This window comes from Brucella sp. BE17, assembly GCF_039545455.1.
GTDB lineage: Bacteria > Pseudomonadota > Alphaproteobacteria > Rhizobiales > Rhizobiaceae > Brucella.
Genome location: NZ_CP154468.1, coordinates 1127501 through 1150138 on the forward strand (window position 1 = coordinate 1127501; position 22638 = coordinate 1150138).

Here is a 22638-nt window from a genome sequence, read left to right on the forward strand (position 1 = left end):
TTGCTGGCTTTCGATGACATGGCAGACCGGACCAGACTTATCGAGGTGGTGCTTTCGCAATTTGAGGGAGATGCGCGTAAGATAACGCAGTTCTCCCGCGAGGCCAAACCTGGAGATTACGCGGCTTTCGCACCGTTGATTTTCGAGTACGCAGCACAAGGTGACGCTTTTGGGCTCGCGCTCACCAAGCGCGCTTGTCATTTTATAGCCATGGGCCTTGAACGCATGGGTGTGGAGAAACTTGGTCGCTTCAGTCTGTCCGGCGGGCTCGCAAGTTCCTATGCCGCCCTGCCCTGTTTTCCCTACCGCACGCTTTATGCCCCCTCACTTGGCAACTCGCTTGACGGGGCGCTTCGTCTTGCCTTGCGCGACACAACGACCGTACCGCAGCGAGAGACTTGTCTGAACGCTCTTTAACTCCTAACCTCTTCAAATCGGGTGCCCTTTGGTTTGGCGCTCGCATTTATCCGGGTTACGGACACCATTGTCCGTCAAATGCAGCACAGGGGTGGCATGCTGACCAAGAAAGGCAAATACGGTCTGAAAGCCATGGTGCATCTGGCAGGTGTAACGCAAGGCCAACTGGTTTCGGCCGGCGAGATTGCCGAAAAACATCACATCCCGCGCAAATTTCTCGACAATATCTTTACCGAATTACGCAATGCCGGTTTTGTTGTGAGCCGAAAAGGCAAGGGCGGCGGTTTTAGCCTCGCCCGCCCCGCTGCGGAAATCGCCGTCGGCAATATCATTCGTGCACTCGACGGGGCATTGGCGCCTATCGCCTGTGCCAGCAAGACGGACTATCACCCCTGCGACGATTGCGACGAAGACGAATGCGAAGTGCGCCTGATGATGCTGGACGTGCGTGAGGCGATCGCCAATGTACTTGATCATCGCACGCTTGCCGACAGCAGGGTGATGGATATCATGCGACTGGTCCCACTGTCGGAATAGACTTCTTTTCCTGATCAGGCCGCCTCAAATGACCATTCGGGGAATGGATCGCTGAGCTTCGACCAGCGTTCGGGCGCATAGACTGCTTCCGTGACTAGACAGTCATCGAGTTCCTCGACAAGTTTATCCTGCCGCATTGGATCGACGCCGATAAAGACGATTTCCTGCCGCCGGTCCCCCCACGTGTCATGAAAATAGGGGTTCATCGCCTGGTGCCATTCCCGCTCGGACGGCCAATAATGTTTGGGGACTGCCGACCACCAGCGTCCGCGCCTGTTGGTGCGTACTAAAGCGCCGGCCTGACTGATTTCACCAACAAAATCCGGGCGGGTTGCCAGCCAGAAAAAACCTTTGGCACGCACGACACCCGGCCAGCTTTTGTCAATGAAGACCTTAAAGCGCTGCGGATCGAAAGGACGCCTTGCACGATATACGAAAGAACGAACTCCATATTCCTCAGTTTCAGGAACATGGGTGGCAAAGCCGTAAAGCTCCTTGTACCAGAGTGGATGCTCATGGGCCTTGGTGAAGTCGAACAACCGCGTATCGAGAATTGCATCGAGCGGAACCCGTCCGAAATCCGCCTCTTCAATGCGGGCATCGGGATTAAGTGACCGGATGACCTTGCGCGCCAGATCGCGCTCTTGCGGCGAGGCGGCTGAAAACTTGTTCAGAACCACGACATCAGCGAATTCGATCTGTTCGACCAAAAGGTCGACAAGTGTTCGCTCATCTTCCTCACCAAGCGATTCGCCGCGGTCGCGCAGAAAATCGCTCGACGCATAATCCTTGAGAAGATTGGCGGCGTCGACCACAGTCACCATGGTATCAAGCCTCGCGACATCGGACAGGCTTCGGCCCTGCTCGTCACGAAATTCGAAGGTGGCAGCCACCGGCAACGGCTCGGAAATACCCGTCGATTCGATCAGCAGATGGTCGAACCGGCCCTGCGCCGCCAGTTGCGTGACCTCCTGTAAAAGATCGTCGCGCAAGGTGCAGCAGATGCAGCCGTTGGTCATTTCGACCAGTTGTTCTTCGGTCCGCGAGAGATTGGCTCCGCCTTCGCGCACCAGCGAGGCATCTATATTGATTTCGCTCATATCATTGACGATCACCGCAACGCGACGGTCATCGCGATTGTTAAGTACATGATTGAGCAGCGTCGTTTTCCCGGCCCCGAGAAAGCCGGAAAGGACGGTAACGGGAAGCCTCTTTTGCATGATGGCGCTCCTTTTGTTTTTTCATTTTATTATGTTATATCATTTCATCGTTTGATGAAAAAAGAGGCGGTAATAGCCGCCTGATGTTTCGCGCTCAGATATATTCTATAAAAAGACCATACACCTCAACAGGCAAGCCTGTTGAGGTCAAAGCCCGGCCTCAAGGCCGGGTCAATTCAGGTCATCTTTATGTTTTCGAAAGACAGTTTTTCAGTGAACTGGCGAGATTGCGTATCAATTGTGGATAAAGGTCGGGGCCATCCTTCAAGTCCGCACCGAGCGGATCGAGAACGCCGGTTTTGGCATCCGTCCCATCAATAACAGTTTTGACGAGCTTCGGCTCGAATTGCGGTTCGGAGAAAACGCAGGTCGCGCCGAGCGATTTGACCTTGTCGTGAATTTGCTTGATGCGCGCAGCACCTGGTGCCTTTTCAGGGCTAACCGTAATGGAGCCGACAGCCTTCACGCCGAAACGGTTTTCGAAATATTGATACGCGTCATGGAATACAATGAAAGGCTTGTTCTTGACCGGAGCGAGTTCAGCGGCCACATCCTTGGTCAGAAGATCGAGCTTTGCGGCATAGTCCTTTGCATTCTTCTCGTATTGTTCGGCGTGAACCGGGTCGCTTTCGCTCAATATCTTGGCGACATCACCAACCAGCACCTTGCCGTTTTCCGGATCCAGCCAGAAATGCAGATCATATTCGCCGTGATGGTGATGATGCTCATGCGCTTCCTTACCATTTTGGGCTGCATGATCGTGATTTTGGCTATCGCCCTTTTTGTCCTCATCATGCGAATGCCCCTCGTGGGAATGAGCTTCATGGGAGTGGCCCTCGCTTGCATGATCGTGTCCTTCATGGCCGTGATCATGTGCCTCGAACGGGCCGCCTTCGCGGAATTTCAAACGGGTAAGGCCTGCTACCTCACCCAGTGTTACGACCTTCGCGCCCTCGCCGAGCGTATCGATAGGCTTAACAAGGAAAGTCTCCATCGACGGTCCCGCCCAGAAAATGACCTTGGCATGTTCTATCGCTTCGGCATCGGATGGCTTTAGGCTATAACTATGTTCCGAACCCGCGCCCTGCACGATCAGTTTCGGCTCGCTTACGCCCTGCATGACCGCAGAGACTATCGAATGAAGCGGTTTGATCGAGACGACGACACCGTCGCGATCAGCGGCAAAAGCGACGGAACTCAAACCGGCAAGAAAGGCAGATGCAAGCAAAAGGCAACGTAAGGGTTTCATGATCTCTCTTTTTCGTAAACATCGGAGTGATATGTTATTCTATTACATAGATTGCGTTATGCTATAACGTCTGCCATAAGATGAGACAAGACCCTTTGTGGAGAAAATTGTCTTGAAACCAGTCGCTCAAAACTTGCCGGGAAATCATTCTTCGACAAAGGCCTACGACCTGACAGCCAAGACAGACGATTTCAAAATTGGCATGTGAAATGTCGGCGTGGTGAAAAAAAGCGCTGGGGAAAAAGCCGAATCGGCAGATGATTATTCAGCAATAGAGTAATGAAAGCCTGAAACCAGATGGCCAGAAAAACCACGCTCCCCACTCAACAGGCCGGGGAGAAACTGATCGAGTTGAAAAACACCGGCGTTTTCCGCGACGGCCGCTGGCTTGTCCGTAACGTAGACCTGAGCGTCGAGCGCGGTGAAATCGTAACGTTGATTGGGCCGAATGGTGCCGGCAAGAGCACGGCAGCCAGAATGGCGCTGCGCATACTAAAACCGGATGAAGGCAAAGTGGTCCACCAAGCGGGCCTGCGCATTGGCTACGTACCACAGAAAATCACGATCGACCGCGCCCTGCCCCTTTCCGTTGAGCGGCTTCTGACACTAACCGGCGCGCTTGGCAAAAAAGATATTATATCCGCTCTTGAAGCGGTTGGTATTCCACATCTTCTGAAAGCGGAAGCCACTCAATTATCCGGCGGTGAGTTTCAACGCGCACTGATGGCGCGTGCGCTCGCCCGAAAGCCCGATCTGCTCGTGCTGGACGAACCCGTTCAGGGCGTCGACTTCGCTGGTGAAGCCGCTCTTTACGAATTGATCGCGCAGTTTCGCGATGAAACGCGCTGCGGTGTACTTCTAATTTCGCATGATTTGCATTTGGTCATGGCCGCGACCGACCGCGTCATCTGCCTCAACGGCCACGTCTGCTGTAGCGGCACGCCACGCGATGTTACCGCGAGTGCTGAATATACACGTCTCTTTGGCCGCCGCGCCGTTGGCCCGCTCGCGGTCTATGAGCACCATCACGACCACACGCATCTACCAGACGGGCGCGTTTTGCATGCCGATGGGTCTGTCACCGACCATTGCCATGAAGATGATGGCCATCATCATGGCGAAAATAAAAGCGGGCATACGCACGTCGCCCAGCATGACGGAGGTGGCTCCCATGCTTGATGATTTCTTCACCCGCGCGCTCATAGCCGGTGTCGGGCTGGCGCTCACCACCGGCCCCCTTGGCTGCTTCATCGTCTGGCGCCGCATGGCTTATTTCGGGGATACGATGTCACATTCCGCGTTGCTCGGCGTGGCCCTCGCCCTGATCTTCGACATCAATTTGATGATCGGTGTGTTCGCCGTTGCGGTGACGATTTCCGCCATACTTCTTCTTTTGCAGCGCCGCCAATCCCTGTCGTCCGACGCTTTGCTCGGTATTCTTTCACACGCAACCCTGGCGCTGGGACTCGTCATTGTTGCCTTCATGACATGGGTACGCGTCGATCTACTCTCGTTTCTATTCGGCGACATCCTTGCTGTGTCGCGAATGGATATTGCTTTTGTCTATGGCGGCGGCATAGTCGTGCTCGCCGTGCTGGCTTGGCTCTGGCGCCCCTTTCTCGCCGCTACGATCAGCGAAGATATTGCGCGCGCAGAGGGCATGAACCCTGCCCTTTCGCGAATAATCTTCATGCTGTTGCTTGCCATCGTCATTGCCATTGCAATGAAGATTGTGGGTATTCTGCTAATCACGGCGCTGCTTATCATCCCGGCTGCAACAGCGCGCCGCTTCGCATCCACACCGGAGCAGATGGCAATTTTTGCTTCGTTGATCGGTGCATCTGGCGTCGTAGGTGGGCTTTATGGCTCTATCCAATTCGACACGCCATCAGGCCCTTCCATCGTGGTCGCCGCACTTGCCATTTTTATTTTCAGCCTTTTGCCCCTAAATATAGGGAAGCGCGCAAAGGCCTAATCGAAACGGACCGCTAAACAATGAGTACTCATCACCATCATCACGCCCCACAGGATCTCACGCGCAACCAGACTCTGGTTTTCGATGTGCTTTCCAAGGCTGAAGGACCACTCAGCGCCTATACGATTCTCGACCAGTTACGAGATGACGGATTTCGTGCACCGCTTCAGGTCTATCGCGCATTGGAAAAGCTTCTGGATTACGGGCTTATTCACAGGCTTGAGAGCCTGAATGCCTTTGTCGCCTGTGCGCATCCGCAATGCCACGAACAAGGACTTGTCGCCTTTGCCATCTGCGAGAAATGCGGACAGGTAACAGAATTTTCCGATGCGACAATTGAAAACCTCGTCAGTGCATGGAGCCTGCAAAACGGGTTTCGACCGAGCAAGACCACATTGGAACTGCGTGGCCTTTGTAACCGTTGCGGCGACCATTGAATGGACGCCTGTCTGATCAGACAGGCGTCAGGTCGTGTCACAGCAGATGATTTGTACCCAGCATCTCTATGATGCCCAGAGACAGCGCCATGGCAACGGCCGAAGTGCGGTTGGAACAATTCAACTTGATTTTCGCATTTTGCAGATAGGTGACGACGGTCCAGCGGGCAATGCTGAGAATCTCGGCAATTTCACCGTCCGTTTTTCCGTTTGCAGCCCATCGCAGGCAATCAACCTCACGCGGCGTTAAAAGACCCGCCACTTTGGTGGCATCGGAGCCGCAAAGCGCGTCGTGCAGGTTTGCTGAAAGGCTGAGCAGGCGCGGGCGCAGCTTGGCGACAAATTGCACACGATCTACCTTTTCATCGATTTCAAAAGTAAAAAGCGTACAGCCTGAAGCGCCCTTCGGACTGCGCGGAGAGACGGCGACGAAAAGATTACCGATGCCATGCTTTTGCGCATCGCAAAGATAGTCGGCAACGGCAGGACACGCATCGGCATCCTCCTGTAAATCATGCACGATACCGGCACCGTCATTCGAAAAATAGGGAGCATCGTCCCGAAAAATCGGATCGATCGCAAAATAGTTCTTTGCAGAATAACGCGCCGACCAGGCTGTAGGAACGGTGAGAACGACCGTCAAATCAGAGGACCCTGTCTTGGCACAATCGCCGATCCGCCCACGGTAGGAATGAACGATATAACGGCAGTTTACCTCATCGCGCATCTGGGTGAACAAATTAAGTGTATCGCTTTGAAATGAAGCGCCAAAAAAGGTTTTTTTAAAATTAGGGAAATGAACGAGATCAAGTGTCATAGCAATATCCTTGCAAATCAAGCCTTTAAAAATCCTGCTTGTCGCTTAAAACCCTGCAGACGACAGCTTTAAAATCGTACTGACAGGCTATACAATCATTTATAAGTTCAAAAAATAATAATCTGTATGGCAACTCGCGATAACTATTCGACACGATATTAGACACAAGAACAATGCCAAAATATGGCGGTTTTAGAAAAATATTCAGCCACGCTCTGGACTGGTTTTACCATAGGCTTTGAAAAAGAAGTCGACGCCAGCATCGACGTTCGCCCGGATGACTGACTCGGATGGCGGGTCGCGCAACACGCTGAAAAGACGTGGGCGATAAAGACCGGCCAGAAACAGGTCGGCAAGCTGGGAAGCAGCCCGGGCGGAATCGATCGGCTCCAGAACCCCGGCCTCCACCATCTTGTCGAGGTGCTGCACCATGGCCTCAAGGCTTCGCCGGGGTCCACGAGCATAAAACGCTGCAGCCAATTCCGGTTTGCGTTCACTGACGCCCAGCACGATGCGCTGCGCGCGGATGGCAGTAGAGGAGGTGATCAGTGTCACCAGAGCAATGCCGAATTCTGTCAGTTCCTCACGGTTGGAAAATCCCTTCTCCAGTTTTCCGATGAGCGCACCGAACATGGTTTTGCGGTAATGTTCGCAAAGTGCTACGAACAGATCTTCCTTGCTGTTGAAATAAACGTAGATCGTGCCCTTTGAGACCCCCGCCTCTCGGGTGATGTCGTTCATGCTCGCAGCGTCAAACCCCATACGCAGGAACACATTTTCTGCGCCTTGGAGGATCTGATTCCTCTTGACAGGGTCCTGCCCGGCGCCAAGTCGCGCACGGCTGCAATCACATTCTGCAGCAACGTCTCCGGCTTTCAAGGGCCCGGATGGGTTCTTTGCGGCAACTATCTTCGCACGCTTGTCCATAAGCCCCTTGTTGGCATCGACATGCTCAAAGATGTTGCGTTCTGGTTTCATATCAAAAAACTCTTACATATTTCGAACCGGTCGGTTCGATATATGCTTGATATGCTCACCTTATTGCACTAAGTCAACATCGAAATCGAACCGAACGGTTCAATCCCCATGTGTGCAGGAAATTTTCTATGGCTGTGAAGAAGTCAGTAGACCAGGCCGATATCCGTCCCTTCCCAAATGTCAGGACTGACCCAACGGGCAGTGTCACGGCACAGGACGTGCCATCGGCAGAGCGTCAGCAGCCTGAGGCGCTTCCTGAGGTAGAACCACAGCTACCCCAGCCCGCACAACCATCCAAAGCAAGTGAAAAGAAGGGACCAGTTAGGCGCTTCGTTTTACCGGTACTGATTATTGCGGCAGTCGCAGCCGGACTGTGGTATGGCTATCATTACTGGACGGTTGGCCGTTTCATGGTATCGACCGATGACGCCTATGTTCAGGGCGACATCGCCTCCATCGCGCCAAAGGTTACGGGTTATATCGAAAATATTCCGGTTGTCGCCAACCAGTCGGTCAAGGCCAATGACGTGATCTTCCAACTTGATTCTGGCGACTACCGCATTGCGCTTGAAGAGGCGGAGGCGAAACTTGCGACCCAACAGGAAACGCTGAACCGTATCGTCGCACAGACAGTGGCAGCGCGCGCTACCCTGCGACAGGCCGAAGCGCAGAAGCAGGCCAGCACTGCGGTTCTGACCAATGCCCAGTCGACGCTCAGCCGTGTGCAGAAGCTGCATCAGACAAAATTCGTGGCGCAGTCCGATCTCGACAACGCGCAATCCTCGCTCGATCAGGCTCGCGCCAATCTAGCAGGTTCGGAAGCACAGATTGCTTCGGCCAAGGCGAATATCGGCGTTCTCGATGCGCAATATAAGGAAGCTGACAGTTCCACCAGATCACTCGAACTTGCCCGTGACAAGGCTGCCCGTGACCTGTCGTTCACCACTTTGCGTGCACCCTTTGACGGCGTGATCGGCAACCTTGCTGGCAAAAAAGGCGACCTTGTATCCCCCGGACAGAAGATTGCAGCCCTCGTGCCGGTTAGCCAGCTCTATATTGATGCAAATTACAAGGAAACTCAGCTGGCCTCGATCAAGGTTGGCGAGACAGCACATATCTATGTCGATGCGCTCAATGGCGAAAAATTCGAAGGCAAGGTGATATCCGTTGCCCCTGCATCAGGCGCGGTTTTCTCATTGCTTCCCCCGGAAAACGCCACGGGTAATTTTACAAAGGTTGTGCAGCGTGTTCCGGTGCGCATCGCCATCCCACAGGAGGCTCTCGATTCCGGCAAGATCAGGGCTGGCCTTAGCGTTATCGTCGATATCGACACACGCACGGCACCCAAGGCACCCGCAGAGTAAGCAGCATAATAAAATGAACAATGGCGCGGCTTGACATTTTCCCGCGCCGTTTCATCCATCGCTATCGGAGTGCGCCTTCATGGCCGCAGACACGACAATGGGGCCTACCGCTCCGGCAGATGAACGCATCGACCCCAAGAAAGCTATCGCATTTCTGGCGATGGTGTTCGGTATGTTCATGGCCATCCTCGACATCCAGATTGTGTCAGCCTCACTTGCCGAAATTCAGGCAGGCCTCAGTGCGAGTTCCGACGAAATATCTTGGGTGCAGACTTCCTATCTGATCGCTGAAGTGATCATGATCCCCCTCTCCGGCTTTCTGGGGCGGCTTTTATCGACGCGCGTACTTTTCACCCTTTCTGCGGCGGGCTTCACGCTTGCAAGCATATTGTGCGCGACCGCCACCAATATCGAGCAGATGATCGTCTACCGCGCCATCCAGGGTTTTATCGGTGGTGGCATGATCCCAAGCGTCTTTGCGGCAGCTTTCACTATTTTTCCGCCCTCAAAGCGCTCCATCGTCTCGCCAATGATAGGGCTTGTTGCAACACTTGCCCCGACAATTGGACCGACTATTGGCGGCTATCTCAGTCATGCTTTTTCCTGGCACTGGCTATTTCTTGTCAACGTTGGCCCCGGCATTTTGGTGAGTATCGCCGCATGGAACCTCATTGATTTCGACGAGGGTGACAGCTCGCTTTTAAGCAAGTTCGACTGGTGGGGTCTTATCGGCATGGCCGCCTTCCTTGGTTCCATGGAATATGTGCTTGAAGAAGGCCCGCGCAATGACTGGCTACAGGATGAGGCCATACTTATCCTTTCCATCCTGATGACGATTGGCGGCATCATGTTCTTCTACCGCGCCTTTACCGCAGAGCAGCCCATCGTGGATTTGCGCGCCTTCAAAAACGTCAACTTCGCTTTTGGCTCGCTGTTCTCCTTCGTCATGGGCGTCGGCCTTTATGGCCTGACCTACCTTTATCCGCTCTATCTTGGCAGCATTCGCGGTTATGATGCGCTGATGATCGGTGAAGCACTGTTTGTCAGCGGGCTTGCCATGTTCTTTACCGCTCCGGTCGCAGGCTTTCTGTCCAACAGATTGGATCCGCGCATCATGATGATGATCGGCTTTCTTGGCTTTGCCGCCGGCACATGGATGGTGACGGGCCTTACAGCCGACTGGGACTTCAATGAATTGCTGCTTCCACAAATCCTGCGCGGCTGTTCGCTGATGCTGTGCATGGTGCCAATCAACAATCTGGCACTTGGAACGCTGCCTCCGGCGTTGATGAAAAATGCGTCAGGCCTCTTCAACCTGACGCGCAATCTGGGCGGCGCGGTGGGTCTTGCTGTCATCAATACCATTCTGACGCGCCGCACGGACATGCATTACGACCGGCTGGCCGAACATGTGCGGTGGGGCAATAGCGAGGCGGAGAATATGCTTGCTAATCTGACGGCGAAATACAACGCTGCAGGCCTAGACGGTGCGAAAATTGCCATCTCGAAAATGGCGGGCATGGTCCGCCAGCAGGCCACACTGATGTCGTTTATCGACGTCTTTTTTATCCTGACATTGATGTTCTGCTCGCTTGCCGTTTGCGCAATTCTTTTACGCAAGCCTAAGCAGACTGCAGGTGGCGGCGGAGGCGGTCATTAAGGATACAGCCTCTTCCAATCATGACAACCGCACGCCCGGTTTTATATTTTTTGTCATAAACATACGTCTCCTTTTCAAAGGTGAATTGCTAAGTCCCTGAAAACGTGGTTCACTTTTCATCAATGGCGATTTATGACAGACACGGGGCTGTCATCCAGCCGTCATATGGGGCGAGTAACGGAGAGCGGAGCTTCAGGAAAATCCCGGAGCTGCCGTGGGGTCTAACAGGGAGTCAACCAATGCTAAGCCATACAGCACGTTTGCTGTCACTTTCGACGGCTATCGCCGTTGCCGGAGTTTCTATTGCTGCCGCCGAGCCGTCAGCCGAACTGATCGCCGCTGCAAAAGCGGAAGGTCAGTTGACCACCATCGCCCTTCCGCATGACTGGTGTGGCTATGGCACGATTATCCAGAGCTTCAAGGATAAATACGGCCTCAAGGTCAATGAACTCAATCCCGATGCGGGTTCGGGCGATGAAATTGAAGCCATCAAGGCCAACAAGAACAACAAGGGCCCGCAAGCGCCTGACGTGATCGATGTCGGCTTTGCTTTCGGCACCTCTGCCAAGAAAGACGGCCTCACTCAGGCTTACAAGGTCGCGACATGGGACGAAATTCCCGACAGCGCCAAGGACCCTGAAGGCCACTGGTACGGCGATTATTACGGTGTGCTGGGCTTTGAAGTGAACACGGACATCGTCAAGGACGTGCCGCAGGACTGGGAAGATCTTCTGAAAAGCGATTACGCCAATTCGGTAGCCCTCGCTGGTGATCCACGCGTTTCCGCACAAGCCATTCTCGGTGTTCACGCAGCCGGTATCGCCCGTGGCGGTCAACCTGGTGCCGAAGCCGGCAAGAAGGGCCTTGAGTTCTACAAGGAACTGAACGCCAACGGCAATTTCGTTCCGGTTATCGGCAAGGCGGCTTCGCTGGCACAGGGGTCAACCCCGATCGTCATTCGCTGGGATTACAACGCACTCGCCGACCGTGATACGCTGAAAGGCAACCCGGAAATCGAGACCGTCATTCCAAAATCAGGCGTTGTTGCAGGTGTGTATGTTCAGGCGATCAGCGCCTATGCACCGCACCCCAACGCGGCCAAGCTCTGGATGGAACACATCTATTCCGATGAAGGCCAGCTTGCCTACCTGAAGGGCTATTGCCACCCGATTCGCTTTAACGCAATGGCCAAGGCTGGCAAAATACCGCAGGAACTACTGGACAAACTGCCGCCCGCAGACGCCTATGAAAAGGCCATCTTCCCGACAATCGAACAGATTGAAACAGCGCAGGAAGAAATCACCAAGAACTGGGATAGCGTCGTCGGCGCAAACGTCCAGTAACGGATTTTCTCTCCGACCAATGATCTGCGGCGATCCATCGGGGCCGCCGCAGCTTTCCAAAGCCGTCTTTTCGTTTCATTTCGAAGCTGATTGTGCACAAAAACGGGTGGCATCGTGTGGACGGTGCTTTAAAGAAGGAACGCATGAGCTCCACAGCCGATACAGCCGTAACTCTCGATGACGGGAGTGCCGATCAGGGCCGCCCCAAACAAAAGCGCAAGCGTCAATTGCCGTTGGCTTGGGTTGGCGTTGCACCTTTTTTCCTGTTTGCCATTCTCTTTCTGCTCTGGCCGACAATGTATCTCGTCGTTGGTGCTTTTCAGGACCCGGCAGGGAATTTCACATTTCAGAATATTAAGGACCTGTTCCAGCCGCAAATTCTCAGCGCCTACTGGGTTTCGATAAAGGTCAGCCTTGCATCGGCTATTGGCGGTGCAATCATCGGTTTTTTCCTTGCCTGGGCCGTGGTACTCGGCAATCTGCCGCGTGTCTTGCGCCCAACCGTGCTGACCTTTTCAGGCGTCGCATCCAACTTTGCCGGTGTCCCACTTGCCTTCGCCTTTCTCGCAACACTCGGACGCACGGGCTTCGTCACCATCCTGCTGCGCGAATGGTTCGGCTTTAATCTTTATGGAACAGGCTTCAACCTGTTAAGCTTTTTCGGCCTGACGCTGACCTATCTCTTCTTCCAGATCCCACTGATGGTGCTTATCCTCACGCCCGCACTTGATGGCCTGAAAAAAGAATGGCGCGAGGCATCCTCCATTCTGGGCGCAAGCAGCTTTCAATATTGGCGCATGGTGGCTTTTCCGATTCTGTGGCCAAGCCTGCTCGGCACGACACTGCTGCTTTTCGCCAACGCTTTTGGGGCTATTGCAACCGCGTATGCGCTGACCGGTTCATCGCTCAATATTGTACCGATCCTGCTTTATGCGCAGATCCGCGGCGATGTACTGCATAATCAAAATCTTGGCTATGCGCTTGCGCTCGGCATGATCGTGATCACCGGCGTATCGAACCTCATCTATATCTGGCTGCGCATGCGCGCCGAAAGGTGGCAGCGATGAAAGGCTCAGCAACGCAGAAAATCGGTGCCTGGATCGCGTTTGTCATCGGTGCAGTCTATTTCCTTGTGCCACTGATCGGCACATTTGAATTTTCGCTTCGCATGCGCCGCGGTGAATATTCCTTCGACGCCTATCGCGTCGTCTTTTCTGATCCGAATTTTCAGGCAACCTTTGGCTATTCCATCCTGCTTGGGCTATTTACCATCGTTTTCGGTGTGCTGCTGGTGGTGCCCACCGCCTATTGGGTACGCCTGCGTCTGCCGCAATTGAGACCAGTAATGGAATTCATCACGCTGATGCCGCTGGTCATTCCAGCGATCGTTATCGTGTTCGGCTATTTGCGCATCTATAACTCATCGTCGTGGCTGCCGTTCACATCCTCGACGCGGGCCACAGACCTGCTACTGATGTTCGGCTATATGACGCTGTCGCTGCCTTACATGTATCGCGCCGTCGACACCGCCATGCGCACAATCGACGTCAACACCTTGACCGAGGCCGCCCAAAGCCTCGGCGCTGGCTGGGGCCGCATCCTGTTTCGGATCATCTTCCCCAATGTGATTTCAGGTGTGATGAGTGGGGCCTTCATCACGTTTGCAATCGTGATCGGCGAGTTCACGCTGGCCTCGCTTTTAAACCGTCCCGCCTTCGGGCCGTATCTGCAACTCGTGGGCGCCAACCGCGCTTATGAGCCCTCGGCGCTTGCGATCATTTCGTTCGGCATTACATGGTTTGCCATCATCATGCTGCAACTCGTCTCGCGCTTCAATAAATTCAAGACAAACGCCGGGTAACATGCATGGCTTTTCTTAATCTCAAGCACCTCAAAAAAAGCTTTGGCACCAGCACGGTTGTCCATGATTTCAGTCTTGCCGTAAACAAAGGTGAATTCGTCTCCTTTCTCGGCCCTTCGGGCTGCGGTAAGACCACCGTGCTGCGCATGATTGCAGGTTTTGAAAGTGCCGATTTTGGTTCGATCGAGATCGACGGCAAGGACGTCGTCGACCTCAAGCCCAACCAGCGCAATATCGGCATGGTATTTCAGGCCTACGCGCTTTTTCCCAATATGACGGTCGCGCAGAACGTCTCGTTCGGTCTGCGTGTAGCGGGAAAACCTAAGGCGGAAATCGACGCTACGGTCAACGAAATGCTGGATCTCATCCGGCTTGATCATCTCGCCGACCGCTACCCCTACCAGATGTCGGGTGGCCAACAGCAGCGCGTGGCGCTGGCGCGCGCACTCGCCACCAAGCCACAGGTCCTGCTGCTCGATGAACCGCTTTCAGCACTCGATGCCAAAATCCGCATTTCGCTGCGTGAGGAGATCCGTGCCATCCAGCAGAAGCTCGGCATCACCACCGTCTTCGTGACCCATGATCAGGAAGAGGCGCTGTCGATCTCGGACCGCATCGTCGTCATGCATGAAGGCCGCGCCGATCAGATTGGCTCCCCATTCGAAGTTTACAATCGACCCGCATCCCGCTTCGTGGCCTCTTTTGTCGGCACGCTCAATATGCTCGAAGCAACCGTCAGCGCACCGGATGAAAACCGCATCGACCTCGACGGACACAGCATTGTCGTGAAAGACGCGCTCGGCAACCACTCCAAAGACCAGACCGTGACTCTGGCGCTGCGTCCCGAAGCCATCAGCCTGGAAGCGCGCAAGAGCCACGATACAGCACTTGATGCAACAATCGAAGATGTGCATTTTCTGGGTTCCGTCATCCGCACCCGCGTGTTGCTCGGGCAAAATCGGCTGTCATTCGACACCTTCAATGATCCAACACACCCACCGCCCCAGCGCGGCGACAAGGTTAAAGTTCATTTTGCTGCCCATGATATTCTGGTGCTTGCCGATTAAGCCCCCATCGTACGAAACCGCTACGTGTTTACGTCGGAAATGATCTATAAGTTGGTCTTAAGGTGACGAGTCGTTTTGCAAGGCATGGTGTCGATGGCTGAACGCCGAGAGGCAGAACCGGATAAGAACAAGAGCGAGCTGGAACGTGCGACTGAATCACGGCGCATTCTGGAGCGCCTTGAACAAAGTGGTGCCGACAGCATGGTACGGCGCGGCCTTACGCGCACAGCCAGCCATTTTGCGGCTGACGACGCTCCGGAAAATGACCATATCGAAGTCTGGGCCACTCGCATTGGGCGATTTATCGGCCTTCTCATCACGCTGGCAATCATCGGCTGGCTTCTTCTCTATCTCCTGTCAAATCGGCTGCATTCATGACAAATTCCATGCCTTCCGACAAAACCACCGTCATCGTTATTTCCAGCCATGTCGTACGCGGTTCGGTCGGAAACCGCGCTGTCGTGTTCGCACTGGAAAGCCTCGGTTTTCCAGTTTGGGCTGTGCCGACAATTGTTTTGCCCTGGCATCCGGGCCACGGACCGGCGGGACGCATTGTTGCTCCGGCTGAAGAATTCGAACAGCTGATGCAGGACCTGTTGCGCGCACCATGGCTTGGTGAGATCGGTGCGATCATCTCCGGCTATTTCGGCGACCCCGCACAGGTTTCCTCTGTCGCAAGTTTTGTTAAGGCAGTGAAGGAAAAACATCCGGACGTGACCTATTTCTGCGATCCGGTGATCGGCGATGAAGGCGGCCTCTATGTATCTGAAGCGATTGCGACGGGTATCCGGGATACGCTTCTCCCACTCGCCGATATTGCAGCACCCAACCGTTTCGAGCTTGCCTGGCTCACGGGTGTGCCCCTTGAAGACAATAACGCCTTGATGGAAGCGGCCCTTGGCACGGGACCTGCAACCATGCTGATCACATCCGCCTACCCGATGATGGCGGGCAGCATTGGCAATATATTGCTGACGCCGACAACGGCACTGATGGCCGAGCATCGCCGTGTGGACGGACCAACCAACGGGCTTGGAGATCTCACCTCAGCCGTGTTTCTCGCCCGCCGCCTTTCTGGTCTTTCAGAAGAAAAGATACTCCAGGGCACAACTGCGGCTGTATTTGAAATTCTTGCCCGAACCGCCAAGCGTGGCGCGGACGAATTGATGCTTGAGGCCGACGCCTCAAGCCTTGCGACACCAATGGCGATGGTGCAGACACGGCGGCTGGTGCATCCGACCAAGGGGTTGCGCGCATAGCACCTTCACACCCCAACACGTTATACAAACATCCGGAGGCACGCATGCATCTGAAACAGCGGGCGGGTTTGGCCTCCCTTTTATGCGTGATTACAGTCGCTTCCGGTTGCAACGGCACAATGATGCAAGAAAATGTCGCGGTCTCCAAAACGCTCGGAACACGCCAGTGCGAGCAAGGCCAGGGCGACGCGCTTGAAAAGCTCAGCGATGCGCTTACGCAGGCAGGCGTGAAGGTTCTCTCAAAAAAACAGGGGCACGACGGTAAAAGCCATATTAGCGTTTGTGGTGCACCCGACGGTCGTACAGGCATCTTTTCCATTCCCGCTGCACAGGTCGGAAAGGCTGAGAGTGTTGGCTTTACCCGCCTTTGATAGCCAGCGCGCCAAGATAACAATCGGCGTAGTTTTTCGATTGCCCCCAATTTCCGATCAGGATATTTAGGCGCTATGGTAGATCTTCCAGAAACACTTTTAAACGGCTATCGCTCCTTCATGGGCGAGCATTACAGCCACGAAACCAGGCGGTATCGCGAGCTCGCTGACAAGGGGCAATCTCCTCAGACGCTGGTGATCGCCTGCTGCGATTCGCGTGCGGCGCCTGAAACCATATTCAACGCCGCGCCGGGCGAGATTTTCGTCTTGCGCAACGTTGCAAACCTTATTCCGCCCTTTGAGCCGGATGGTGAATATCATGCGGCCTCCGCTGCAATCGAATTTGCCGTACAGAGCCTCAAGGTCAAGCATATCGTCGTCATGGGCCATGGGCGTTGCGGCGGCATCAAAGCGGCTCTCGACACCGAAAGTAATCCGCTCTCATCCAGCGACTTCATCGGCAAATGGATGAGCCTGATTGCACCTGCGGCGGAGACCATCGGCGGTAATGCACTGATGACGTCCGGTGAGCGGCAGACGGCGCTTGAGCGTATTTCTATCCGCTACTCCATCAACAATCTGCGCACCTTTCCTTTTGTCGATGCTATGGAGAAAAAGGGAAAGCTGTCGCTACATGGCGCATGGTTCGACATTTCCAGCGGCGAACTATGGGTGATGGATCACCAGAGCGGAGATTTCAACCGCCCGGAAATCGGCCAGGAACCCGCACAGGCAAGCTGATGCCTGACCATCTTTTTAAACACAGGTTCCAACATTAAAAAACCCGGCTGAAGCCGGGTTTTTTATCTATTGTGGAAAAAGGTGCTGATCAGTTTCCGTCAATCGCCTTGCCCATGACGGCAATAGCGCGCTGATAAACCTGTGCAGCGTTCCATCCCTGAATTGCGCCATAATTGGCTTCACCAGGCTGGTAGCCCGCCCCACGACGCCAGCCGTGGCCAACCAAGAAGTTGGCGGTTGAATAAAGCGCATCGGCTTTCGAGCGGACCATATCAATATGACCGCTGCCATCGCCATCTACACCGTATTTGAGTACATTTGCCGGTAGGAACTGGGTCTGGCCTATTTCACCATGCATCGCACCAACAGCATTGGGGGCGAGATCCTGACGGTCGATGAGCTTGAGCGCCGCATATAGCTGGGTGGTGAAAAAGTCGCTGCGGCGGCAATCATAGGCGAGTGTCGCGACCGCCGAAAGCGTGTGCTGCTTGCCGAGATAAGCACCAAAGCCGGTTTCCATACCCCAAATGGCGATCAGCGGACCGGCAGGCACGCCATAGCGCTTTTCAATATTGGCAAAGAGAGCAGCATTTTGCTTCTTCATCGCACGACCGCGCTGGATAATGGTATTGGCACCACGTTTCTGCATGAACTGCTCAAAGGTAAGCTTGAAGCTTTTCTGATTACGGTCGGCATTGATGGTGGCCTGAGCATATTTGGTATTGCTCAGTGCATTGATCCCACGATTGCCGATACCGCGGCCGGGCGCTTCCTTGAGCGTCTGTTGCAGCCATGCATTGTAGCCGGTGGCATTGTTGCCGCATTGCGCAGCTTCGGCCGCATGAATGCCCGCAAACATGCCGGCCGCAAGAACTGTCGCCGTCCAAATGCGGCCCTTAGCAGTCAACGCCATTCGTTTCTCCTTGTAAACTGTTCCGCGAAACTGATTCGCCTAGCGGGAAATCTGCCATTACACGCCTATGTTGTCATCGACGTTCTGATATTAGGCAGGTGAAATTGCGGCAATTTACTTGACATTATATACATCAGCCCGTATCCAGCCTCCAATCTGTCCGCGCTTTACAAGAACGCGAGCCACCGACCGGGACCCATTATGGTATAAAACGATCCCGGAGGTCCACACCCGACAGCGCGATGCGCCCTCGGGTGCTGTATCGCTTTGGTCGCTTATTGAACTTGCAATCATGCGGAACGATCTATCCCGGATGAAGTTTTCCGCCCATTCCCGGATAAAAGGAAAAGTTGATGTTTGAATCACTTCAGGAGCGCCTTGGCTCCATTCTGAACGGCCTGACCGGACGCGGCGCGCTCTCCGAAAGCGACGTTACGGCAGCGCTGCGCGAAGTGCGTCGTGCTCTAATCGAAGCCGATGTTTCGCTGGAAGTGGTTCGCTCCTTCACCGATAAGGTGCGCGAAAAAGCCGTAGGCGCCGAAATCCTCAAAAGCATCAAGCCCGGACAGATGGTCGTCAAGCTCGTTCATGACGAGCTTGTCGAGATGCTGGGCACCGAAGGCGTCACGCTTGATCTCAATGCGCCTGCTCCGGTCGTCATCATGATGGTGGGCCTGCAAGGCTCGGGCAAGACCACAACCACCGGCAAAATCGCCAAGCGTCTGACCGAACGCCAGCGCAAAAAGGTGCTGATGGCGTCGCTTGATACGCGTCGCCCGGCAGCACAGGAACAGCTTCGCCAGCTCGGAACCCAGACGTCCGTCGATACATTGCCGATCATTGCCGGGCAGTCGCCGGTCGAGATTGCTGCACGCGCCGTGCAGGCCGCGAAACTCGGCGGTCACGATGTGGTCATTCTCGATACCGCAGGCCGCACGCATATAGACGAGCCGCTGATGGTGGAGATGGCGGATATCCGCAAGGCCGCCAATCCGCATGAAATCCTGTTGGTGGCTGATAGCCTGACGGGTCAGGACGCCGTCAATCTGGCCCGCAATTTTGACGAACGCGTTGGCATCACCGGTATTGTTCTTACCCGTATGGATGGTGACGGTCGTGGCGGTGCCGCCCTTTCGATGCGTGCCATCACCGGCAAGCCAATCAAGCTTATCGCTACCGGCGAAAAGATGGATGCGCTTGAGGAATTCTACCCCAAGCGTATTGCCGACCGGATTCTCGGGATGGGCGATATTGTTTCGCTCGTCGAAAAAGCAGCCGAAAACATCGATGCGGAAAAAGCCGCTGCGATGGCCAAGAAGATGCAGTCGGGCAAGTTCGATCTCAATGATCTTGCCGACCAACTGGGTCAGATGAAAAAGCTCGGCGGCATGGGTGGCATCATGGGTATGATGCCCGGCATGGGCAAGATGAAGGATCAAGTGGCAGCAGCCGGTCTTGATGACAAGATTTTTGACCGCCAGCTTGCGATCATCGGTTCCATGACCAAGACCGAACGCGCCAATCCCGATCTCCTCAAGCACAGCCGCAAACAGCGCATTGCCAAGGGTTCGGGAACCAATGCTGCCGATATCAACAAGCTGCTCAAGATGCACCGCCAGATGGCCGACATGATGAAAGCCATGGGCAAGGGCAAAGGCGGAATGATGAAGCAGATGATGGGGGGGCTTGCTGGCAAAATGGGCCTTGGTGGAGGAATGGGCGGCATGCCTGATCTGTCCAAGATGGACCCAAAACAACTTGAAGCGCTTGCCAAGCAAGCCGAGGCTTCCGGCCTTGGCAAGGGTGGGCTGCCCGGTGGATTGCCCGGCTTGGGTGGACCCAAGCTTCCCGGTCTCGGCGGTGGCTTAGGTGGCGGCCTGCCTGGTTTGCCGAAGAAGAAGTGAACACCATGGCTGACGAACACAACACTGTCCCTGCTGAATTGCTCGCTCTGCGTGCCTCCATCGACAATATCGATGCCGCACTCATTCACATGCTCGCCGAGCGCTTTCGCTGCACGAAGGCTGTGGGTGTCCTGAAAGCCGAGCGCGGCCTTTCTGCCGCGGATCCGGCGCGCGAAAAACGTCAGGTGGAGCGTCTGCGCGCCCTTGCGACCGATGCCCATCTCGATCCCGATTTTGCCGAAAAATTCCTGAACTTCATCGTGAAGGAAGTCATTCGGCATCATGAGCATACCGCTGCCAATCACAGTGGAACCTAAGTTGCCATCAAGGCAAAACATTTTGATTAAAGGAAGAAAACAATGGCTCTGAAAATTCGCCTTGCCCGCGCTGGCTCCAAGAAGCGCCCTTACTACCACATCGTCGTTGCAGACGTTCGCGCACCGCGTGACGGCCGCTTCATCGAGGCTGTGGGTTCGTGGAACCCAGTTCTGCCCAAGGATGCCGAGCGCGTGAAGCTCGACGCTGATCGTATCCAGCATTGGATTTCGCAAGGTGCGCAGCCGACCGATCGCGTTCTGCGTTTCCTCGACCAGGCTGGTCTTGCAAAGCGTCCGGCTCGTGCCAACCCAACCAAGGGTGAACCGGGCAAGAAGGCGCAGGAGCGTATTGCCATGGCCAAGCAGGCTGAAGAAGAAGCTGCTGCCAAGGCTGCGGAAGCGGCTGCTGCCGCTGAAGCGCCAGTTGAAGAAGCCGCAAGCGAGTAATATTTACACGTTTTGTAATAAAAAAAGCGGCGGAGCAATCCGCCGCTTTTTTTCATGTACACACGTTATCAATTGTGAATCGACTAGACCTCACAGAAAAACTAACTATCTTGTTGATTTAACGGCACGCATTGTCGCGAAGATAATAATGCGAGCTAGGTCGTATTCAGGCGCTCAATGTGGCGTCGTTTCTACGGAGAACCCTATGACGGCCCCCACGATGACGCCCACAAGGGCATCGACCGCTATCCGTTCTTTCGCGTTCAACCGCATTCTCGCTGTTCTCGGCCTGACCATTCTGGTTCCTCTGCTGTCAGCCTGCGGTTTCAACACGATCCCGACCAATGAAGAGCGGGCCAAGGCTGCATGGAGTGAAGTGCAGAACCAGTATCAACGCCGCGCCGATCTGGTGCCCAATCTGGTGGAAACAGTGAAGGGCTACGCTGCGCATGAAAGGGAGACGCTTCAGGCGGTGATTGATGCCCGCGCCAAGGCGACACAGGTGCAGATTACACCGGAAACGCTCAATAATCCCGAACTCTTCAAGCAATTCCAGGACAATCAGGCCAATCTGACCAGCGCGCTTTCCCGCCTGATGGTGGTGGTCGAGCGCTATCCCGACCTCAAAGCCAACCAGAACTTCCTCGCGCTACAATCGCAGCTTGAAGGCACAGAAAATCGTATCGCAGTCGCACGTCGTGATTATATCGAGGCCGTGCGCGTCTATAATACGGCTATCAAGACCATGCCGACAATGATCTGGACATGGATCTGGTTCCGCGACGCTGAGCCGATGCAGACATTCAGCGCCGATGCGACAAGCCAGAGCGCGCCTCAGGTCAATTTTAACAACTGATCGGGCTTTTCGTGGCTGCAATGCTTTTCCAACGTAGAACGGTTCGTGGCTCTTTTGGGCCGCGGACGCTCGTGGCACTCTTCCTGTTTGTGTTTGCAGCCTTTCTCGCGAGCCATGTTCACGCACAGGACGCATCAAAAACCACGCAGGTCTTAAGCGGTCGCGTCGTGGACGATGCTGGCATCATTGATGTTGCAGAGCGACAGAAGCTCACGCAAAAGCTTGCCGATTTTGAAGCAAAATCATCCGATCAAGTGGTGGTTGTCACTGTTCCAAGCCTTGGTGGCGAAGATATCGAAACCTATGCTAACAGGCTGTTTCGCGCATGGGCGCTCGGCCAGCGCCAAGAAGATAACGGCATTCTTCTGCTGGTCGCACCCAATGATCGTAAGGTGCGCATCGAAGTAGGCTACGGGCTGGAAGGCACCATGACGGATGCGCTTTCAAGCGTCATCATCAACGGCACAATTATTCCCGAATTTCGCAAGGGTGATTATTCCAATGGCGTTGTGCAGGGGGTGAACGCCATCCTGTCGGTCCTCTCAGGCGACGGTGCCGAGCTGGAGGCGCGTGCCAAGCGCAACGCCCAGACCAGCGTCACCTCCAGTTCTGGCGGCACCGACTGGGTTTTCGTCATCTTCATCACCTTCTGGTGCCTGATTTTCTTTGGCGGTTTTGGTATGGCGATTCTGACGCCGATCTTTGGCCGCAAGATCGGCCCTGGTAAATATGAATGGCTGGGGACGATCGTCGACTACAACAACCGCGGCGGCTCAGGCGGTGGCGGTGGCGGCTCGTCGTCCGGCGGCGGTGGATGGTCGTCTGGCGGGGGTGGCGGCGGTTTTTCAGGTGGCGGCGGCTCATCGGGCGGCGGCGGCGCTTCGGGCAGTTGGTAAGGAGACAAT

The 22638-nt window shown here is 54.8% G+C and carries 25 protein-coding genes (1 of these 25 running past the window's edge); 20 read left to right on the forward strand and 5 right to left on the reverse strand.

Annotated features, from left to right (window positions below):
- Both AAIB41_RS16455 and AAIB41_RS16460 read left to right on the forward strand, forming a co-directional pair.
- Positions 1-417 carry the final stretch of a BadF/BadG/BcrA/BcrD ATPase family protein gene (locus AAIB41_RS16455; protein WP_343315084.1) on the forward strand. 495 nt of this gene lie to the left of the window's left edge, so the window shows 417 of its 912 coding nt (coding positions 496-912); the start codon falls outside the window, past its left edge; it ends in the stop codon at positions 415-417.
- A gap of 96 nt (positions 418-513) precedes the next feature.
- On the forward strand, positions 514-954 hold the full coding sequence (locus AAIB41_RS16460; RefSeq protein WP_343315085.1) for an Rrf2 family transcriptional regulator: 441 nt from the start codon (positions 514-516) through the stop codon (positions 952-954).
- A 14-nt stretch (positions 955-968) separates the two neighbouring features.
- On the opposite strand, the gene zigA is transcribed toward AAIB41_RS16460, so the two are convergent.
- Together zigA and znuA are read right to left on the reverse strand one after the other, a co-directional pair.
- Positions 969-2174 (reverse strand): zinc metallochaperone GTPase ZigA, encoded by a 1206-nt coding sequence (gene zigA, locus AAIB41_RS16465; RefSeq protein ID WP_343315086.1) that lies wholly within the window; start codon positions 2172-2174, stop codon positions 969-971.
- A gap of 187 nt (positions 2175-2361) precedes the next feature.
- Positions 2362-3423, reverse strand: a complete 1062-nt coding sequence (gene znuA / locus AAIB41_RS16470; protein WP_343315087.1) for a zinc ABC transporter substrate-binding protein ZnuA — start codon at positions 3421-3423, stop codon at positions 2362-2364.
- 297 nt (positions 3424-3720) lie between these two features.
- On the opposite strand from znuA, the gene AAIB41_RS16475 reads away from it, so the two are divergent.
- From AAIB41_RS16475 to AAIB41_RS16485, 3 genes are read left to right on the forward strand one after another with little or no spacing between them, the layout of a single operon-like run.
- On the forward strand, positions 3721-4602 hold the full coding sequence (locus tag AAIB41_RS16475) for a metal ABC transporter ATP-binding protein (RefSeq protein ID WP_343315088.1): 882 nt from the start codon (positions 3721-3723) through the stop codon (positions 4600-4602).
- Positions 4595-5398: a metal ABC transporter permease gene (locus AAIB41_RS16480; protein WP_343315089.1), complete on the forward strand. Its 804-nt coding sequence runs from the start codon at positions 4595-4597 to the stop codon at positions 5396-5398. Before AAIB41_RS16475 ends, AAIB41_RS16480 begins: the two co-directional genes overlap by 8 nt.
- Before the next feature lie 20 nt (positions 5399-5418).
- On the forward strand, positions 5419-5835 hold the full coding sequence (locus AAIB41_RS16485) for a Fur family transcriptional regulator (RefSeq protein ID WP_343315090.1): 417 nt from the start codon (positions 5419-5421) through the stop codon (positions 5833-5835).
- A gap of 37 nt (positions 5836-5872) precedes the next feature.
- On the opposite strand, the gene AAIB41_RS16490 is transcribed toward AAIB41_RS16485, so the two are convergent.
- On the reverse strand, positions 5873-6652 hold the full coding sequence (locus AAIB41_RS16490; protein WP_343315091.1) for a LuxR C-terminal-related transcriptional regulator: 780 nt from the start codon (positions 6650-6652) through the stop codon (positions 5873-5875).
- Between the two features lie 204 nt (positions 6653-6856).
- Positions 6857-7630: a TetR/AcrR family transcriptional regulator gene (locus AAIB41_RS16495; RefSeq protein WP_343315092.1), complete on the reverse strand. Its 774-nt coding sequence runs from the start codon at positions 7628-7630 to the stop codon at positions 6857-6859.
- A gap of 128 nt (positions 7631-7758) precedes the next feature.
- Here AAIB41_RS16495 and AAIB41_RS16500 point away from each other — a divergent pair, with 128 nt between their 5' ends.
- The 10 genes from AAIB41_RS16500 to AAIB41_RS16545 all read left to right on the forward strand — a co-directional run bounded on the left by AAIB41_RS16500 (position 7759) and on the right by AAIB41_RS16545 (position 17296).
- Positions 7759-8994 carry an HlyD family secretion protein gene (locus AAIB41_RS16500; protein ID WP_343315093.1) on the forward strand — a complete coding sequence of 412 codons (1236 nt, stop codon included), beginning with the start codon at positions 7759-7761 and terminating at the stop codon, positions 8992-8994.
- A gap of 79 nt (positions 8995-9073) precedes the next feature.
- Complete coding sequence (locus AAIB41_RS16505; protein ID WP_343315094.1) at positions 9074-10654, forward strand: DHA2 family efflux MFS transporter permease subunit; 1581 nt, start codon at positions 9074-9076, stop codon at positions 10652-10654.
- Between the two features lie 239 nt (positions 10655-10893).
- Positions 10894-11997 carry an ABC transporter substrate-binding protein gene (locus AAIB41_RS16510; RefSeq protein ID WP_343315095.1) on the forward strand — a complete coding sequence of 368 codons (1104 nt, stop codon included), beginning with the start codon at positions 10894-10896 and terminating at the stop codon, positions 11995-11997.
- A 143-nt stretch (positions 11998-12140) separates the two neighbouring features.
- Positions 12141-13064: an ABC transporter permease subunit gene (locus tag AAIB41_RS16515; RefSeq protein ID WP_343315096.1), complete on the forward strand. Its 924-nt coding sequence runs from the start codon at positions 12141-12143 to the stop codon at positions 13062-13064.
- Positions 13061-13858 carry an ABC transporter permease gene (locus AAIB41_RS16520; protein WP_343315097.1) on the forward strand — a complete coding sequence of 266 codons (798 nt, stop codon included), beginning with the start codon at positions 13061-13063 and terminating at the stop codon, positions 13856-13858. Before AAIB41_RS16515 ends, AAIB41_RS16520 begins: the two co-directional genes overlap by 4 nt.
- 5 nt (positions 13859-13863) lie before the next feature.
- Entirely contained in the window at positions 13864-14925 is a 1062-nt protein-coding gene (locus AAIB41_RS16525) for an ABC transporter ATP-binding protein (RefSeq protein WP_343315098.1), read from the forward strand.
- 93 nt (positions 14926-15018) lie between these two features.
- Positions 15019-15303 (forward strand): hypothetical protein, encoded by a 285-nt coding sequence (locus tag AAIB41_RS16530; RefSeq protein ID WP_343315099.1) that lies wholly within the window; start codon positions 15019-15021, stop codon positions 15301-15303.
- Entirely contained in the window at positions 15300-16184 is an 885-nt protein-coding gene (gene pdxY / locus AAIB41_RS16535; RefSeq protein ID WP_343315100.1) for a pyridoxal kinase PdxY, read from the forward strand. The genes AAIB41_RS16530 and pdxY overlap by 4 nt, the downstream gene beginning before the upstream one ends.
- A gap of 44 nt (positions 16185-16228) precedes the next feature.
- Positions 16229-16555 carry a hypothetical protein gene (locus AAIB41_RS16540; protein WP_343315101.1) on the forward strand — a complete coding sequence of 109 codons (327 nt, stop codon included), beginning with the start codon at positions 16229-16231 and terminating at the stop codon, positions 16553-16555.
- A gap of 75 nt (positions 16556-16630) precedes the next feature.
- Positions 16631-17296 carry a carbonic anhydrase gene (locus tag AAIB41_RS16545; protein ID WP_343315103.1) on the forward strand — a complete coding sequence of 222 codons (666 nt, stop codon included), beginning with the start codon at positions 16631-16633 and terminating at the stop codon, positions 17294-17296.
- 88 nt (positions 17297-17384) lie between these two features.
- Here AAIB41_RS16545 and AAIB41_RS16550 read toward each other — a convergent pair whose 3' ends face one another.
- Positions 17385-18209, reverse strand: coding sequence for a lytic murein transglycosylase (locus AAIB41_RS16550; protein ID WP_343315104.1), 825 nt, complete (start codon positions 18207-18209; stop codon positions 17385-17387).
- A gap of 353 nt (positions 18210-18562) precedes the next feature.
- Between AAIB41_RS16550 and ffh the strand changes: the two genes are divergently transcribed.
- From ffh to AAIB41_RS16575, 5 genes are all read left to right on the forward strand, one after another.
- Positions 18563-20113, forward strand: coding sequence for a signal recognition particle protein (gene ffh, locus AAIB41_RS16555; RefSeq protein WP_343315105.1), 1551 nt, complete (start codon positions 18563-18565; stop codon positions 20111-20113).
- Positions 20114-20118: 5 nt separating this feature from the next.
- A complete protein-coding gene (locus AAIB41_RS16560) occupies positions 20119-20430 on the forward strand; it encodes a chorismate mutase (protein WP_343315106.1) in 312 nt (103 codons plus the stop codon).
- Between the two features lie 42 nt (positions 20431-20472).
- A complete protein-coding gene (gene rpsP / locus AAIB41_RS16565) occupies positions 20473-20877 on the forward strand; it encodes a 30S ribosomal protein S16 (RefSeq protein WP_343315107.1) in 405 nt (134 codons plus the stop codon).
- A 220-nt stretch (positions 20878-21097) separates the two neighbouring features.
- Positions 21098-21733 (forward strand): LemA family protein, encoded by a 636-nt coding sequence (locus tag AAIB41_RS16570; protein WP_343316108.1) that lies wholly within the window; start codon positions 21098-21100, stop codon positions 21731-21733.
- A gap of 20 nt (positions 21734-21753) precedes the next feature.
- Entirely contained in the window at positions 21754-22629 is an 876-nt protein-coding gene (locus tag AAIB41_RS16575) for a YgcG family protein (protein WP_343315108.1), read from the forward strand.
- Positions 22630-22638: the final 9 nt, after the last annotated feature.

Bases quoted from the DNA above. Each gene is read 5' to 3' on its own strand.
- AAIB41_RS16510 (WP_343315095.1), top strand. From the start codon at position 10,894: ATGCTAAGCCATACAGCACGTTTGCTGTCACTTTCGACGGCTATCGCC.
- AAIB41_RS16485 (WP_343315090.1), top strand. From the start codon at position 5,419: ATGAGTACTCATCACCATCATCACGCCCCACAGGATCTCACGCGCAAC.
- AAIB41_RS16560 (WP_343315106.1), top strand. From the start codon at position 20,119: ATGGCTGACGAACACAACACTGTCCCTGCTGAATTGCTCGCTCTGCGT.
- AAIB41_RS16570 (WP_343316108.1), top strand. From the start codon at position 21,098: ATGACGCCCACAAGGGCATCGACCGCTATCCGTTCTTTCGCGTTCAAC.
- AAIB41_RS16540 (WP_343315101.1), top strand. From the start codon at position 16,229: ATGCATCTGAAACAGCGGGCGGGTTTGGCCTCCCTTTTATGCGTGATT.
- AAIB41_RS16550 (WP_343315104.1), bottom strand. From the start codon at position 18,209: ATGGCGTTGACTGCTAAGGGCCGCATTTGGACGGCGACAGTTCTTGCG.
- zigA (WP_343315086.1), bottom strand. From the start codon at position 2,174: ATGCAAAAGAGGCTTCCCGTTACCGTCCTTTCCGGCTTTCTCGGGGCC.
- AAIB41_RS16575 (WP_343315108.1), top strand. From the start codon at position 21,754: ATGCTTTTCCAACGTAGAACGGTTCGTGGCTCTTTTGGGCCGCGGACG.
- pdxY (WP_343315100.1), top strand. From the start codon at position 15,300: ATGACAAATTCCATGCCTTCCGACAAAACCACCGTCATCGTTATTTCC.
- AAIB41_RS16505 (WP_343315094.1), top strand. From the start codon at position 9,074: ATGGCCGCAGACACGACAATGGGGCCTACCGCTCCGGCAGATGAACGC.
- AAIB41_RS16480 (WP_343315089.1), top strand. From the start codon at position 4,595: ATGCTTGATGATTTCTTCACCCGCGCGCTCATAGCCGGTGTCGGGCTG.
- AAIB41_RS16545 (WP_343315103.1), top strand. From the start codon at position 16,631: ATGGTAGATCTTCCAGAAACACTTTTAAACGGCTATCGCTCCTTCATG.
- AAIB41_RS16460 (WP_343315085.1), top strand. From the start codon at position 514: ATGCTGACCAAGAAAGGCAAATACGGTCTGAAAGCCATGGTGCATCTG.
- AAIB41_RS16500 (WP_343315093.1), top strand. From the start codon at position 7,759: ATGGCTGTGAAGAAGTCAGTAGACCAGGCCGATATCCGTCCCTTCCCA.
- AAIB41_RS16515 (WP_343315096.1), top strand. From the start codon at position 12,141: ATGAGCTCCACAGCCGATACAGCCGTAACTCTCGATGACGGGAGTGCC.
- znuA (WP_343315087.1), bottom strand. From the start codon at position 3,423: ATGAAACCCTTACGTTGCCTTTTGCTTGCATCTGCCTTTCTTGCCGGT.
- rpsP (WP_343315107.1), top strand. From the start codon at position 20,473: ATGGCTCTGAAAATTCGCCTTGCCCGCGCTGGCTCCAAGAAGCGCCCT.
- AAIB41_RS16490 (WP_343315091.1), bottom strand. From the start codon at position 6,652: ATGACACTTGATCTCGTTCATTTCCCTAATTTTAAAAAAACCTTTTTT.
- AAIB41_RS16475 (WP_343315088.1), top strand. From the start codon at position 3,721: ATGGCCAGAAAAACCACGCTCCCCACTCAACAGGCCGGGGAGAAACTG.
- AAIB41_RS16495 (WP_343315092.1), bottom strand. From the start codon at position 7,630: ATGAAACCAGAACGCAACATCTTTGAGCATGTCGATGCCAACAAGGGG.
- AAIB41_RS16530 (WP_343315099.1), top strand. From the start codon at position 15,019: ATGGCTGAACGCCGAGAGGCAGAACCGGATAAGAACAAGAGCGAGCTG.
- AAIB41_RS16520 (WP_343315097.1), top strand. From the start codon at position 13,061: ATGAAAGGCTCAGCAACGCAGAAAATCGGTGCCTGGATCGCGTTTGTC.
- ffh (WP_343315105.1), top strand. From the start codon at position 18,563: ATGTTTGAATCACTTCAGGAGCGCCTTGGCTCCATTCTGAACGGCCTG.
- AAIB41_RS16525 (WP_343315098.1), top strand. From the start codon at position 13,864: ATGGCTTTTCTTAATCTCAAGCACCTCAAAAAAAGCTTTGGCACCAGC.